The sequence below is a fragment of the Mesorhizobium sp. WSM4849 genome (assembly GCF_055811385.1).
The window spans coordinates 118,294-130,866 of sequence record NZ_JBVVPW010000002.1 but is presented as its reverse complement, the minus strand read 5'-3'; the positions used below and the strand labels follow the sequence as shown (position 1 = coordinate 130,866).

Genomic DNA, 12,573 nt, shown 5'->3' with positions numbered 1-12,573 from the left:
TCGCAGCGGACCGGAATTCAGGAAACAGGCTGGGCAATGAAGAGCGACGGCCGGCGGCAAGGCATCATGGATTTTCTGATGGACACTGGCACGGCCAGTGTCGATGAGCTTGCCACGCGCTTCGGCGTGTCGAAGATGACCGTGCATCGTGATCTCGACGAGCTTGAGGAAAGCGGCTTCCTGCGCAAGGTGCGCGGCGGTGCTTCGATCCAGCCGAGCGGCCTTTTTGAGAGCGATTTCCGCTACCGTCAGAAGCAGGCCGGTGAGGAGAAGCAGCGTTTGGCCGCTGCTGCCGTGGCGATGATCGAACCGGGCCAGACGGTGATCATCGACGACGGCTCGACGGCCGGCGGCATTGCGCGCCACCTTGCGGATCTCCGCCCGCTGACGGTGATCTCCAACAATCTAGCCGTCATCCAGGATCTGGCAGGCGTTGGCGGGATCACCTTGATCGCGCTCGGCGGCCAGTACAGCAAGAAATTCCACGGTTTCTTCGGCCTGCTTGCCGAGGACACGCTGCGATCGTTGCGCGCCGATGTCGCCTTCCTGTCGTCGTCGGCCATCCACGGCGCTTCCGCCTTTCACCAGGACCAGGAAGTGGTCCATACCAAGCGGCTGATGATGGCTGCGGCCGCCCGCAAATATCTGCTGGTCGATCACGGCAAATTCGGCCGCACGGCCCTGCATTTCCTGACCGATCTCAAGGCGTTCGAGGCCGTCTTCACCGGTCGCGAACTGGAAACCCAGATGCGCGAGGCGCTGGATGGCGCCGGTGTTTCGCTAACGCTGGTCGAGAAGGACTAGACCATGATCCCGAAAAGTGGGAACCGGTTTTCGGAAAAGATCATGGTCAAAGAAGGAGATAGAGTTCCATCCCGCTTCGCGGGATGGAACAGGCTCTAGAAGGAGGACGCATGGTCTACTGGGTCGGCACAAGCTGGAAAATGAACAAGACGCTTGCCGAGGCGACTGAATTCGCCAAGGCGCTGGCGGGATTCGTTCCCGGTTTCGACGACCGTATCCAGCCCTTCGTCATCCCACCCTTCACGGCGGTTCGCGAGGTCAAGAAGGCGTTGGCGATGACGCGGGTCAAGGTCGGTGCCCAGAACATGCATTGGGCCGACGCCGGAGCCTGGACCGGGGAGATCTCGCCGGTGATGCTGACGGATTGCGGGCTCGACCTCGTCGAGCTCGGCCATAGCGAACGGCGCGAGCATTTCGGCGAGACCGACAACGCGGTCGGCCTTAAAACCGCAGCGGCGGTGAAGCACGGGCTTGTGCCGCTCATCTGCGTCGGCGAGACATTGGCGCAACGCAACAGCGGCCAGGCCGATGCGGTGCTGGCCTTGCAGGTGCATGGCGCGCTGCAATATCTCGAAGGCCAGGCAAAGGCGGCGACGATCGTGTTTGCTTATGAGCCGGTCTGGGCGATCGGCGACAAGGGCATTCCGGCAAGTGCCGACTATGCCGACAGGCAGCAGGCGCTGATCAAGAAGATCGCCGGCGATCTTCTGCCGTCCGCACCACCAGTGCTTTATGGCGGCAGCGTCAATCCGCAAAATGCCGCCGAGCTGATCGGCCAGCCTCATATCGACGGGCTGTTCATTGGCCGCTCCGCCTGGCAGGCGGATGGTTACATCGACATCCTTCAACGCGCCTCGGCGGCGATCTGAATCTATCGAATAGGAAAGGACAGAAAAAATGAAAATAGCCATTGGAGCCGACAGTGCCGGCAAACCGCTGCTCGACGTCATTGCCGCGCATCTCGCCACCAAACCCGGCCTCGCCGTCAGCGACCTCAGCCAGGTGGGCTACTATGCCGACCTGTCGCAGAAGCTCGCCCAGACCATCCTCGACGGCGAGAACGATCGCGGAATCCTGTTTTGCGGCACCGGCATCGGCGTTTCCATCTCGGCCAACAAGGTGCCCGGCATTCGCGCCGCACTCACCCACGACACCTATTCGGCGGAGCGCGCGGCCAAATCCAACAATGCCCAGATCATCACCATGGGCGCCCGCGTCATCGGCCCGGAACTGGCCAAGTCGATCGTCGATGCCTGGCTCGCATCGGAGTTCGACGAAAAGGGGCCATCGGCCGGCAATGTCCAGGCGATCGACAGACTCGACGCGGCGAAGCTGGGCTAACCCAAGCTCTTCCGCATCGCGCCAATGACGGTGACCGCCGACGCGGCGCCAGGATCCACGTGTCCGAGCGACCGCTCGCCGAGCCGCGATGAGCGACCCTTCGCGGCAATCATGTCCTTGGTCGCCTCGGCGCCCCGTTCGGCTGCTTCAAGGGCGGCTGCGAGGCTTTCGGACACGGTTTTGCCTGAGGCATGCGCGGCGGTGGCGGCTTGTGCAGCCGGCAGCCAGGCGTCGATCATCGTCTTTTCGCCAATCTCGGCCTTGCCGCGATCCTGGATGCCTTGCGCCATCGCCTGGAACAGGGCGACGATGTCGGCGCCCGCCAAAGTCGCCTTGCCCTTGACGGCGGCCGCGCCTCGCATGAAGGCCGTTGCGTAAAGCGGGCCTGACGAGGCGCCGACGGCGTTGAGGAACGACTTCGCCGCAGTGTTGAGGAGAGCTGTCGGCTCGGTCGCCGAAAGGTCGAGCGGCGCCAGCGCATCGCGCGCAGCATTGAAACCGAGCGCCATGGCGATGCCATGATCGGCGTCGCCGATGACGCCGTCGAGCTGGCAGAGCCTGTCCTTGTCGGCTTCGATCGCCACCGCGATCGCATCGAACATTCTTTTCAGATCGGCTGCATCGATGGATGTCATGGATGCACCTTTCAGCCGGCGCGGAACATGGCGCAGTCGCAGGGATGGTCGAGCATGGTCTGCAATTCGGCGTCGAGATGCATCAGCGTCACCGAGGCGCCGGCCATTTCGAGCGAGGTGCAATAATTGCCGACCCAGGTCGCGTGAACTGACATGCCGATGTCATCGAGCCTCTGCTTGACGCGCCGGTTCATGATGTAGAGCTCCATCAGCGGCGTCGAGCCGAGCGAATTGACGAGTACGGCGACTTTGTCGCCACGTGCCGGCGCCATTTCGTCGAGGATCTTGTCCAGCATCTCATCGGTGATCTCGTCGGCGGTTTTCAGTTTTCCGCGCGAAATGCCCGGCTCACCATGAATGCCCATGCCGATCTCCATCTCGTCCGGTCCGATCTCGAAATTCGGCCGGCGGGTCTGCGGCAGCGAACAGGGCGACAGCGCCACGCCCATGGTGAAGGTGTGATCGTTGGCTTTCCGGGCGATACGCTCGCATTCGTCGAATGACAGCATCCGCTCGCAGGCTGCACCAGCGGCCTTGAAGATGAAGAAATTGCCGGCGACACCACGCCTTCTGTTCCTCTGGTCTCGCGGCGCCGAGGCGACGTCGTCAGTGGTCAACACGGTGCGCACCTCGATGTCATCCATCGCCGCCATCTCTGCGGCCATGTCGAAATTCATCACGTCGCCGGCGTAGTTGCCGTACATGAACAGCACGCCGGCGCCGCCGCTGGCCGCCTTGGCGCATTCGAGGATCGGATCCGGCGGCGGCGACGCGAAGACGTTGCCGATCGCCGCCGCGTCGGCCAGCCCCTTGCCGACGAAACCGAGGAAGGTCGGCTCGTGGCCGGAGCCGCCGCCGATGACAAGGCCAACCTTGCCCTGGCGAGGTCCATCGCGGGCAACAATCGAGCGTGGGCTGCCCTCCATGCTTTTGAGATGGCGGGGATGCGCGGCCAGAATGCCCTCCAGCATCTCGTCGACAGTGCGGTTGCCGTCGTTGATGATCTTCTTGGTCTGCACCGGCAGCCTCCCGATTTCGGTATTTTCGCAGATAGTACAGCGTGTTACCGGAATTTCCACCCAGGGACGGACATTTCACGCGGCAATATGTTCCCGCGCGGCCAGGATCTGCATGCAGGCGTGGGCTGCCTCTTTTGCCCCTGAAGTGCTCGAAGAAGAAGCGGTGGGAAGAGCTGATAACTTGCCCCGTCAAATGGCGATCACCGGCAAGGCAGGCAGCAGCTTGTCCAAGGTGATGGGAAATTCACGCACCCGCACGCCGGTTGCGTTGTAAATGGCGTTGGCGACTGCAGCCCCTGCACCGCAGACGCCGAGTTCGCCGAGACCCTTCGCGCCAAGTGGATTGGCCTTGTCGTCATGCTCCTCGAGGAAGACGACCTCCATCTCGGGGACGTCGCCGTTGATCGGGACGTGATACTCGGCAAGGTCGTGATTGACGAAGTGGCCATAGCGCGGATCGAGCACCGTCTGTTCCATCAGCGCCGCACCGATCCCCCAGGTCATGCCGCCGATGATTTGCGAGCGCGCAGTCTTGGCGTTGAGGATACGGCCCGCGCCCATCACCGCCAGCATCCGGCGCATGCGGATCTCACCGGTGTCGCAATCGACTGCGATCTCGGCGAAATGCGCGCCATAGGAATGCTGCGAGTAAGCCTTGTATGACTGGGTGGTAGCGCCTGCGGCTATCGAGCCTTCGGCCTCGAACCCGTCGGGAGCGACCCGCCGGATGAGATCGGCCAGACTTGCCGACCTCTGGCCGACCCTCACCTCGCTGTTAGCAAAGCTTGCCTCGGTGGCGTTCGCACCACGCAACGGTGAGGCCTCGCTCGACTGCGCCGCCTTCAGGATCCGTTCCTTGAGGGCGTTGCAGGCGTTGTGCAGCGCCGACCCCGCGCTCGCGGCGCCCCAGGACCCGCCGGAGCCGGCGGTCCGCGGGAAGCGGCTGTCGCCAAGCTCCACTTTGATGGACGAGATCGGCAGGCCGAGGCTGTCCGCAGCGATCTGGGTCAGGATCGTATAAGTGCCGGTCCCGATATCGGTCATGTCGAGCCGCGCCGTCACCCTGCCGTCCCGGTCGATCGCAACCCGCGCCGTCGCCGCGCCGATGTAGTTCGGACGGATCGCCGCCGCCATGCCGTAGCCGATGAGCTTGCGGCCCTCTCGGGTGCTGCCCGGCGTCGGGTTTCTCCGCTGCCAACCGAAACGGCGGGCGCCTTCCTCCATGCAGGCGACGAGGTTGCGGGTGGAGAACGGCACGCCGCGCTCGGGATCCTGTGCCGGTTCGTTACGGATCCTGAGTTCGATCGGGTCCAGGCCGAGCCGCTCGGCGAGCTCATCCATGGCGCATTCGAAAGCCAGCATGCCGGGCGCTTCGCCGGGCGAGCGCATCCATTCGCCACGGTTGATATCCAGCGGAACCAGGCGATGGCGGGTGACACGGTTCGGCGCCGCATAAAGCGAGCGGGCAAAAACTGCCGTTTGCTCGCAGTACTCCTCGAAGCTGGACGTTGCCGACCAGACGTCGTGCGCGATCCCGGTGAGCCGTCCGTCGGTGTCCGTACCGAGACGTACCTGTTGGATCATCTCTGCGCGGTGACCGGCATTGGCAAACATCTGTTGTCGCGTCAGCGCGATCTTGACGGGACGCTGCAGGACCTGCGCTGCAAGCGCGGCCAGGATTGTATCGGAATGGGCAATCAGCTTGGAGCCGAAGCCTCCGCCGATGAAGGGGCTGATGATGCGCACACGCTCGGGCGGAATGCGAAGCGTGCTGGCGACCCCCGCCCGGAAATTCGCCAAGGTCTGCGCCGATGTATGGATCGTCAGCTCGTTGCCTGACCAGGCGGCGAGCGTCGCATGGGGTTCCATCGGATTGTGATGTTCGAAGGGCGTCCGGTAAGTAACATCGACCTTGACCGGAGCCGCGGCAAAGGCGCTCTCGAAGTCGCCGACCACGCTGTCGGTCTCGAAGCCGGCATTGGTCCGTTTTGGTGCGTAGGCGTCGGCCATATGTCCCGGAAAATCGTAGAGGCCCGGCTCCTCGTCGTAACGCACTTTGATGAGGCCGGCGGCAGCGCGTGCCGCCTCGAACGTCTCCGCAACGACCAGCGCGACGGGTTCGTCATAATACCGCACCCGCTCGCTGTTGAGCGCGGGCCGGGCGCGGGTGAAGACCTCCGGCACGGTCGGCGTGACCGCCGGGCCGAAATCCGGCTGGGCCGGCGCATTCCGGTGCGTCATGACGAGCAGGACTGCCGGCGCCCGTTCGGCTTCGGCCGTGTCGATCTCGGCAATGCGCCCCTTGGCGACGGCGGCGCCGAGAATATAGCCATAGGCTGTACCATCCAGTGCATTCTCGTAGGCGTAGGTGGCACCGCCTGTCACCTTGAGCGGACCGTCGATGCGGTCGAATGGGCGCCCGATCACGCCGCTGCGTGTTTCGGAAGGACGGTTCTCGCTGGTCTTCGTCTCTGTCATCGTTTCACCTCACGCACTTTCGACGGCAGCAGCGAGCGTGTGCCGCATCGTCCGTTTCGCCAGCGGGATCTTGAAATCATTGCCGCCATGCCCGACGGCTCCGGCGAGCGCGGCTTCGGCCGCATCGGTAAAGGCGCCGTCGGACGCCGCGGCTCCTGCGAGCATCCGCTCCGCCTCCGTTGCGCGCCATGGCTTCGCTGCCACGCCGCCCATGGCGATCCGAGCGCTTCGGATACGATCGCCGCTTTTCTCGACGATTGCCGCCACCGACAGCAGCGCGAAGGCGTAGGAAGCACGGTCGCGCACCTTGCGGTAAACCTGCCGGCCGGGCGGCGGCGGCGGCAGGGTGACCGCGGCGATCATCTCGCCGTGGCCGAGCGCGGTCTCCACATGCGGCGTCGCCTCGGGCAATCGATGGAGATCGCCGATCGGGATCGTGCGGGTCTCGCCGCCGGGCGATATGGTCTCAATCCTGGCGTCGAGCCCGGCCATGGCGACGGCCATGTCGGAGGGATGGACCGCGATGCAGGCTTCGCTCGCGCCGAGTACGGCGTGCATGCGATTGAAGCCCTGCAGCGCCGCGCAGCCCGAACCTTGCTCGCGCTTGTTGCAAGGCATGTTGCGGTCGTAGAAATAGGGGCAGCGCGTGCGCTGCAGGAGATTGCCGCTGGTCGAGGCCTTGTTGCGTATCTGGCCGGATGCTCCCGCCAGCAGCGCTTGAGTGAGCATCGGATAGCGCGATCTCACCCGCGGATCGGCGGCAAGATCACTGTTGCGGACCTGGGCGCCGACCCGAAGCCCGCCTGCCGCCGTTTCCTCGATTCGATCGAGCGGCAGCCGGCTGATGTCGACGAGATGCGCTGGGCGCTCGATCTCGAGCTTCATCAGGTCGAGCAGATTGGTGCCGCCGCTGATGAACTTGGCGTCCGGCCGGGCCGCGACCGCGGCAGCTGCCTGCTCAGCACTTGCCGCACGTTCATAAGTGAAGGACTGCATTGCTCACGCCCCCTCTGCCGCGTCGCGGATTGCAGCGACAATGTTCGGATAAGCGGCACAACGGCAGATGTTGCCGCTCATCCGCTCGCGGATCTCGGCATCGGTGAGGGCGACGGAAGTCGCCGCCACGTCGGCGCTCGCATGGCTCGCCCAGCCGGCCCTGGCCTCGCCCAGCATACCGACGGCGGAGCAGATCTGGCCCGGCGTGCAGTAGCCGCACTGGAAACCATCGCGGGTGACGAAGGCGGCCTGCACCGGATGCAGCCGGTCGCCCTCGGCAAGGCCCTCGACCGTGGTGATCTCGTCGCCTTCATGCATTGCGGCAAGCGTCAGGCAGGAATTGATCCGGCGCCCATCAACCAGCACCGTGCATGCGCCGCACTGGCCGTGGTCGCAGCCTTTCTTCGAGCCGGTGAGGCCGAGATGGTTGCGCAGCGCGTCGAGCAGCGTCGTCCGCGGGTCGAGCTCGACGGCAAAATCCTTCGCGTTGATCCGCAGGGATATCGGCATCGTCGGCGCTGGCGTCTGCGAGGCGGCCGCGGTGACGGCGCCGGCCGGCTCCGGGTATACTGGTATACCGGTAGCCAGGAGCACGCTGGTCGCCACCCCGCCCTCCAGCACCGTTCGACGAGTCGGCCCGTTTCTGATGTCTGTTTCGGCCATGCATGATTCTCCCAGTCGCAATGACAAGAACGGAAGACGGCGACTTAACCCGATGGCGTACCGTCGGGTTCTGTCACTCATCGACCCTGGAGGTGGGAACGCGCGCGGCGGCTTTCTTTCAGGAAACCGGCGGCAATATCAGGATTCCGGAGAAGAATTCACCCGATAGGCCCGAGGCGTCATGCCCCTGAGACGCCGGAACGTCGTGGTGAAGTGGCTCTGGCTTGAAAAACCGAGCCGAAAGGCAATGCTACCGATCGACAAACCCGTTTCGCGCAGCAGCGTCTCCGCTCGCCGCACGCGTTCCTCGATCACATAGGCATAGGGTGCAAGCCCGGTCGTTGCCTTAAATCGGCGTGCAAAACTGTCGACGGCCATGTCCGCGACAGCTGCCAGCTCGCTTAGCGAAACGTCGGAATTCATATGGGCATCGATGTAAGCCCGAACCCGACCAAGCGCCCGACGGCTGAGACGGCCGTGACGTACAGACGGCTGTTGCTCCCGGTTCAGGTTGGCCACACGGAGGCTGACCAGGGCGACCAGATGCTCGACATAGGCAGTGTCCGGCTTGTGGCCGAGTGCCATCTCGTCGCGAAGCGAACTCAGCAGTGTGGCGACGACCACGTCTTTCTTGTTCACCAGGATCGGCAGGTCTCTCAGGCGCTCGCAGCCGGGAAGCCTGATATCAGGATCGATCCACAAGGCTGAGTAGGAGAGGTTTACATCGCGATAGAAGCCCTGCCGCTCCGCGCCTGCGGGGACGAAGGTGAGGGCCCCGGGACGATCCATTCCGTCGTAGAGGAACCTTGCCTCGTGCCGGATAGATGTATGGGACGTTCCGCCTTCGTCGGTCAGCACGATCAGATGATGAGGGGCTGTCCAGCGGAGCTCCGCCTCCCGGCACGCCCACCGCCGATTGTCGAAAACGATCGAGGAGCTGCCCCATGAGGCGGTTTGCAGGGGCTCCGACTTCTCCTTCTGGCTCCGAACCCGTCCGTTACCAAGCAACGGTCTGAATGACATCGCGGCATCCCGCTGGTTCACTCGCGGAGCCATCGCCAGCCCCGGCTTGAGCGTTGTGCGCCGCCCCGCCGCTACGCATACGGCGGTTTATGTGGGACAGGCATCGTGCGTTGGTAACCGCTCCGTGTTCAAGAAGTCGTGAGATCAGGCAAATCCAGCGCGCCTTCTGTCAGCCGCCGAGCCCATCGCGGATGGCGCAGAAATAGCGATCGGTTCCGACCTGGCCACCCTTGAGCGCAACTTCCAGCCCGTCGATTGCCTTGACGCGCGAGTGGGCGACGCAGAGCGGAGAGCCCGGCGAGGCGGGAAGCGGCATCCTGACCGTCAGCGCATCGACGCCCATCTGGCCGAGTGCATGGCTAGACGTGTCGCCGCCGGCGATGACAACGCGCTGCAATTTCTGCTCGATCGTCAGCTTGCGAAGAAGTTCGCCGAGGCCGCGGCCAAGCTTGTGGCGGGCACCTTCCTGCCGGTCGATTTCGGCGCCCCGGTCGGCTGCTGGTCCAAGCGCCGTGTAGAGGACGACGCTGCGCCCGGCTTCCAGGCTGGCGCGACCGCTTGCTGCCGCACGCGCGATCGCTTCATCAGAAAGCTCGGAAACGAGTTCGACAGGGTCGACTTCGATCCCGTCGAAACCGTCCGTCAAAGCATGGCGGATCTGTCGTTCCGTTGTCGGCGAGCAGCTGCCCGAGACCACCGCGATCCGGTCGGCCGCACCCGGCGGCGAAAAGCCGGGCTTGACACGGACGGTCCCGTTAGAGGCCCATTCGGCCAGCAGCGCATATTCGATGCCCGAAGAGCCGACGACGAAAGTGCCGCCCGGCCCGCGAACCCGCCATATCTCCTTGCCGGCAAGCGCCTGGGTTTCCAGGCTGGCGATATCCAAGAGCACGATGTTGGTGCCGTCGGCGAGCAAGCGATCGAACGCTGCCGAGCGGGACGCCGACTGCAGCGTCGCGAGATCGATCAGCCCTGAGGCGAGATCCGTCTGCCGCGACAGATGGATCAGCAAATCGGATTCATCCATCGGCGTGGTCGGGTGGCGGCTCATCACGGGATGGCGATCAATGCGGTAATATCTTTCGCGGTAAGCCGCAAACAGATGGCCGAAGGCGGTATAGCGCTTGAGCTGCGGCGCGCCGACCACCAGCGGCACGCTGTCCTGGCTGAACACCGAGCGGCAGATCTCGATGGCCCGGCCGATGCTGCCGATCGTTGGACTGGAATCGAAGGTCGAGCAGACCTTGTAGTGGCAGATCTCGGCGTTCAGCGTCCTTAGCCAGGCGAAGGCGCCGCGCAGATGCGTGTCCATCCATTGCGGCGTCTCGCTTCGGCTGGTGCCGGCCAGGCCGATGGCACGGCAATGGCTGAACTGCGAAAGCAGAGCCTCGTCCGGCTGACGCATGAACAGCGCGGTCGGCACGCCGCCGAGCTCGAGCGCCTCCATGACGTCGGTCGAGCCGGTGAGGTCGTCGCCATAGTAGCTCAGAAGCAGGTTTTGCATGGCGTCATGCCGCTTTGCCGTCGCCGAATTTCTCGATCGACCGCGCCAGTTCGGGGTGGCTCAGGGCGAAGTCCGCCAATGGTATGCCATCGACGGCCGCCTGCCAGGCTTGCTGCACGGCGCGCACGCCGGCACCCAGTCCGTCAGGGTGGCTGACGATGCCGCCGCCGCAGAGATAGAGGAGATCGACCGTTCGGCCGGTTCGCCGGTAGGTTTCGGGGGCTTGTCCACCCCACTGACCGGAGCCGGCGACCGGCAGCGCGCAATCATCAGGCGAAAAGATCGGCGTGGTCACCGCCTCGAAGGAACTGATGAAGGACCAGTCCGGCTCCCAGTATTTCGAGGCGATGCCGTTGATCTGGAACTGGTCGACGCCGAGCAGCCGCCAGAACTGCTGCCAGACCTTGAAATCCATCCCGAGGCCGGGGTGACGGGTGAGAATGTCCCAGCCGTTGCGGTGGGCATGCAGCACCAGGCTGGAGCGCTTTCTCAGGAAGGCCATGCCGCCGAAGCCGACGGAATTGATGTTGACCACGGCGCAATTGCCGCCGGCCTTCGCCACCAGATCGTGGTTGCGCATCATCTCGTCCGGATCGGCATGCGAGATGCCAAAGGCATACATCACCTTTTTGCCGGTCTTCTGCTCACGGTCGAGGACGAGCGGCATGATTGCTTTGACCCGTTCCGACAGCGGCGAATAGGCCGGGCTCATCAGCTTCTCGTCGTCCTTGATGAAATCGACGCCGGCGGCGATCAGCTCACCGACAATTGCGGCCGTTTCGTGCGGTCGAAGCCCCAGCGCCGGCTTGACGATCGTTCCGATGATCGGGCGGCCCTCGACGCCGGTCAGCCGGCGGCTGCCGGCGACGCCGAATTGCGGGCCCGGATGCGCTCCCCGGTATTCGTCCGGCAACTTCATGTCGACGACTCGGATGCCGGACAGGCCCTTGATCGAAAAGGCGCCGCCAATGGCGATGGTCATCAATGCCGAAAGATCGGTGCCGATGGCATCAAACGGAAACGCGATGTCGACATCCGCGCGCTTGAAGGGCCCGTCCCCGGCTTCGGGAAGCGACGGGCGATCGGCGTCCGGCAGATGCCTAATCGCAAGAACACGCGCCGCCACCCGCGCCTTGAGCTCTTCGGTCTCGCCGGCCAACGCGACGAAGGTTCCGGTCGACTGGTCGCTGGCGATCTTTGCCGCCAGCGCCTCGATGCTGCCTGAGGTTTCGATGCGGTAGGTGAGGGTGATCATAGTTCGAAAAAAATTCCCTGATCCTGGAAATCTGGTATAATGAGTACATAAGTATTGCAAGCGATATCCTGCTCGGCAGGCATTCTGGGATTCGTGATGGCAATGCTAAACAGAGACCGGTCAAGGGAGTGATTCGCGACGATGAACCGTTCGGAGCCGATCGTCCGGCGCAAACTTTCCGACGAAGTATTTTTGAGACTGAAGCGCTTGATCACCAGCGGCGAATTGCAGCCGGGCGATGACATGCCGTCGGAGCGCGAACTGATGGAGCGTTTCGAGGTCGGCAGGCCGGCGATCCGTGAGGCGATGCAGGCGTTGAGCAATATGGGTCTCGTCGCGATCTCGCATGGCGAGCGGGCGAAAGTGCTGCAGCTGACCGCCAAGTCGATCATCAAACAGGTCGACGGCGCGGCCAAGATCATCCTGTCGTCATCGAAGGACACGCTGGAGCACCTCAAGAACGCCCGCATCTTCTTCGAGCGCGGCATGGTCAGGGAGGCCGCCGAAAAGGCCACCGCCGAGGACGTGCAGCGGCTGCGGGCGACCGTTGCCGAACAGCGGAGCTTTCGCGGCGATTCCGAGGCCTTCATATCCGCCGATATGAAGTTTCATACCCAGATCGCGGCAATATCCGGCAACCCGATTTATGTCGCGGTCAGCGAAGCGATGCTTGGCTGGCTGAAGGAATATCACACCGAGATGCTGATCTGGACCGGCAAGGAAAAGTTCACGCTGACCGAGCATGAAGAGATCATCGGGCGCATCGAGCAGAAGGATGCGGACGGCGCCGAAAAGGCGATGATCAAGCACCTCGAGCGCTCACGCGCGCTCTATGTGATGAATTCCGGCAGCTGA

The 12,573-nt window shown here is 63.8% G+C and carries 12 protein-coding genes; 4 read left to right on the top strand and 8 right to left on the bottom strand.

Features of this window, described 5'->3' with window-relative positions; all coding sequences use genetic code 11:
• Positions 1 to 36: 36 nt before the first annotated feature.
• From AC0L3L_RS02460 to derI, 3 genes are all read left to right on the top strand, one after another.
• Positions 37 to 804 (top strand): DeoR/GlpR family DNA-binding transcription regulator, encoded by a 768-nt coding sequence (locus tag AC0L3L_RS02460; RefSeq protein WP_473636420.1) that lies wholly within the window; start codon positions 37 to 39, stop codon positions 802 to 804.
• A 110-nt stretch (positions 805 to 914) separates the two neighbouring features.
• Positions 915 to 1,673, top strand: a complete 759-nt coding sequence (locus AC0L3L_RS02455; RefSeq protein WP_473636419.1) for a triose-phosphate isomerase — start codon at positions 915 to 917, stop codon at positions 1,671 to 1,673.
• 28 nt (positions 1,674 to 1,701) lie between these two features.
• Complete coding sequence (derI, locus tag AC0L3L_RS02450; protein ID WP_473636418.1) at positions 1,702 to 2,145, top strand: D-erythrulose-4-phosphate isomerase; 444 nt, start codon at positions 1,702 to 1,704, stop codon at positions 2,143 to 2,145.
• On the opposite strand, the gene dhaL is transcribed toward derI, so the two are convergent.
• The 8 genes from dhaL to oiaX form a co-directional block, all read right to left on the bottom strand.
• The gene (gene dhaL / locus AC0L3L_RS02445) at positions 2,142 to 2,780 is read right to left on the bottom strand and encodes a dihydroxyacetone kinase subunit DhaL (RefSeq protein ID WP_473636417.1); all 639 of its coding nucleotides are present in this window, start codon (positions 2,778 to 2,780) and stop codon (positions 2,142 to 2,144) included. The genes derI and dhaL overlap by 4 nt on opposite strands.
• 11 nt (positions 2,781 to 2,791) lie before the next feature.
• On the bottom strand, positions 2,792 to 3,799 hold the full coding sequence (locus AC0L3L_RS02440; protein WP_473636416.1) for a dihydroxyacetone kinase subunit DhaK: 1,008 nt from the start codon (positions 3,797 to 3,799) through the stop codon (positions 2,792 to 2,794).
• Between the two features lie 189 nt (positions 3,800 to 3,988).
• Positions 3,989 to 6,277, bottom strand: a complete 2,289-nt coding sequence (locus tag AC0L3L_RS02435) for a xanthine dehydrogenase family protein molybdopterin-binding subunit (RefSeq protein WP_473636415.1) — start codon at positions 6,275 to 6,277, stop codon at positions 3,989 to 3,991.
• Between the two features lie 9 nt (positions 6,278 to 6,286).
• On the bottom strand, positions 6,287 to 7,273 hold the full coding sequence (locus AC0L3L_RS02430; RefSeq protein ID WP_123146909.1) for an FAD binding domain-containing protein: 987 nt from the start codon (positions 7,271 to 7,273) through the stop codon (positions 6,287 to 6,289).
• A 3-nt stretch (positions 7,274 to 7,276) separates the two neighbouring features.
• Positions 7,277 to 7,936, bottom strand: a complete 660-nt coding sequence (locus AC0L3L_RS02425) for a 2Fe-2S iron-sulfur cluster-binding protein (protein ID WP_473636414.1) — start codon at positions 7,934 to 7,936, stop codon at positions 7,277 to 7,279.
• 138 nt (positions 7,937 to 8,074) lie between these two features.
• Positions 8,075 to 8,959, bottom strand: a complete 885-nt coding sequence (locus AC0L3L_RS02420) for a helix-turn-helix domain-containing protein (protein ID WP_473636413.1) — start codon at positions 8,957 to 8,959, stop codon at positions 8,075 to 8,077.
• 169 nt (positions 8,960 to 9,128) lie between these two features.
• Entirely contained in the window at positions 9,129 to 10,463 is a 1,335-nt protein-coding gene (locus tag AC0L3L_RS02415; RefSeq protein ID WP_473636412.1) for a four-carbon acid sugar kinase family protein, read from the bottom strand.
• Positions 10,464 to 10,467: 4 nt separating this feature from the next.
• A complete protein-coding gene (oiaX, locus tag AC0L3L_RS02410; RefSeq protein ID WP_473636411.1) occupies positions 10,468 to 11,718 on the bottom strand; it encodes a 3-oxo-isoapionate-4-phosphate decarboxylase OiaX in 1,251 nt (416 codons plus the stop codon).
• Positions 11,719 to 11,859: 141 nt separating this feature from the next.
• Between oiaX and AC0L3L_RS02405 the strand changes: the two genes are divergently transcribed.
• Positions 11,860 to 12,573, top strand: a complete 714-nt coding sequence (locus AC0L3L_RS02405) for a transcriptional regulator NanR (RefSeq protein ID WP_123146913.1) — start codon at positions 11,860 to 11,862, stop codon at positions 12,571 to 12,573.

What these genes read in the sequence shown, in the direction of transcription:
- AC0L3L_RS02425 (WP_473636414.1), bottom strand. Translation starts at nt 7,936, where the DNA reads ATGGCCGAAACAGACATCAGAAACGGGCCGACTCGTCGAACGGTGCTG.
- AC0L3L_RS02460 (WP_473636420.1), top strand. Translation starts at nt 37, where the DNA reads ATGAAGAGCGACGGCCGGCGGCAAGGCATCATGGATTTTCTGATGGAC.
- dhaL (WP_473636417.1), bottom strand. Translation starts at nt 2,780, where the DNA reads ATGACATCCATCGATGCAGCCGATCTGAAAAGAATGTTCGATGCGATC.
- AC0L3L_RS02420 (WP_473636413.1), bottom strand. Translation starts at nt 8,959, where the DNA reads ATGTCATTCAGACCGTTGCTTGGTAACGGACGGGTTCGGAGCCAGAAG.
- AC0L3L_RS02405 (WP_123146913.1), top strand. Translation starts at nt 11,860, where the DNA reads ATGAACCGTTCGGAGCCGATCGTCCGGCGCAAACTTTCCGACGAAGTA.
- AC0L3L_RS02455 (WP_473636419.1), top strand. Translation starts at nt 915, where the DNA reads ATGGTCTACTGGGTCGGCACAAGCTGGAAAATGAACAAGACGCTTGCC.
- AC0L3L_RS02415 (WP_473636412.1), bottom strand. Translation starts at nt 10,463, where the DNA reads ATGCAAAACCTGCTTCTGAGCTACTATGGCGACGACCTCACCGGCTCG.
- AC0L3L_RS02430 (WP_123146909.1), bottom strand. Translation starts at nt 7,273, where the DNA reads ATGCAGTCCTTCACTTATGAACGTGCGGCAAGTGCTGAGCAGGCAGCT.
- oiaX (WP_473636411.1), bottom strand. Translation starts at nt 11,718, where the DNA reads ATGATCACCCTCACCTACCGCATCGAAACCTCAGGCAGCATCGAGGCG.
- AC0L3L_RS02435 (WP_473636415.1), bottom strand. Translation starts at nt 6,277, where the DNA reads ATGACAGAGACGAAGACCAGCGAGAACCGTCCTTCCGAAACACGCAGC.
- derI (WP_473636418.1), top strand. Translation starts at nt 1,702, where the DNA reads ATGAAAATAGCCATTGGAGCCGACAGTGCCGGCAAACCGCTGCTCGAC.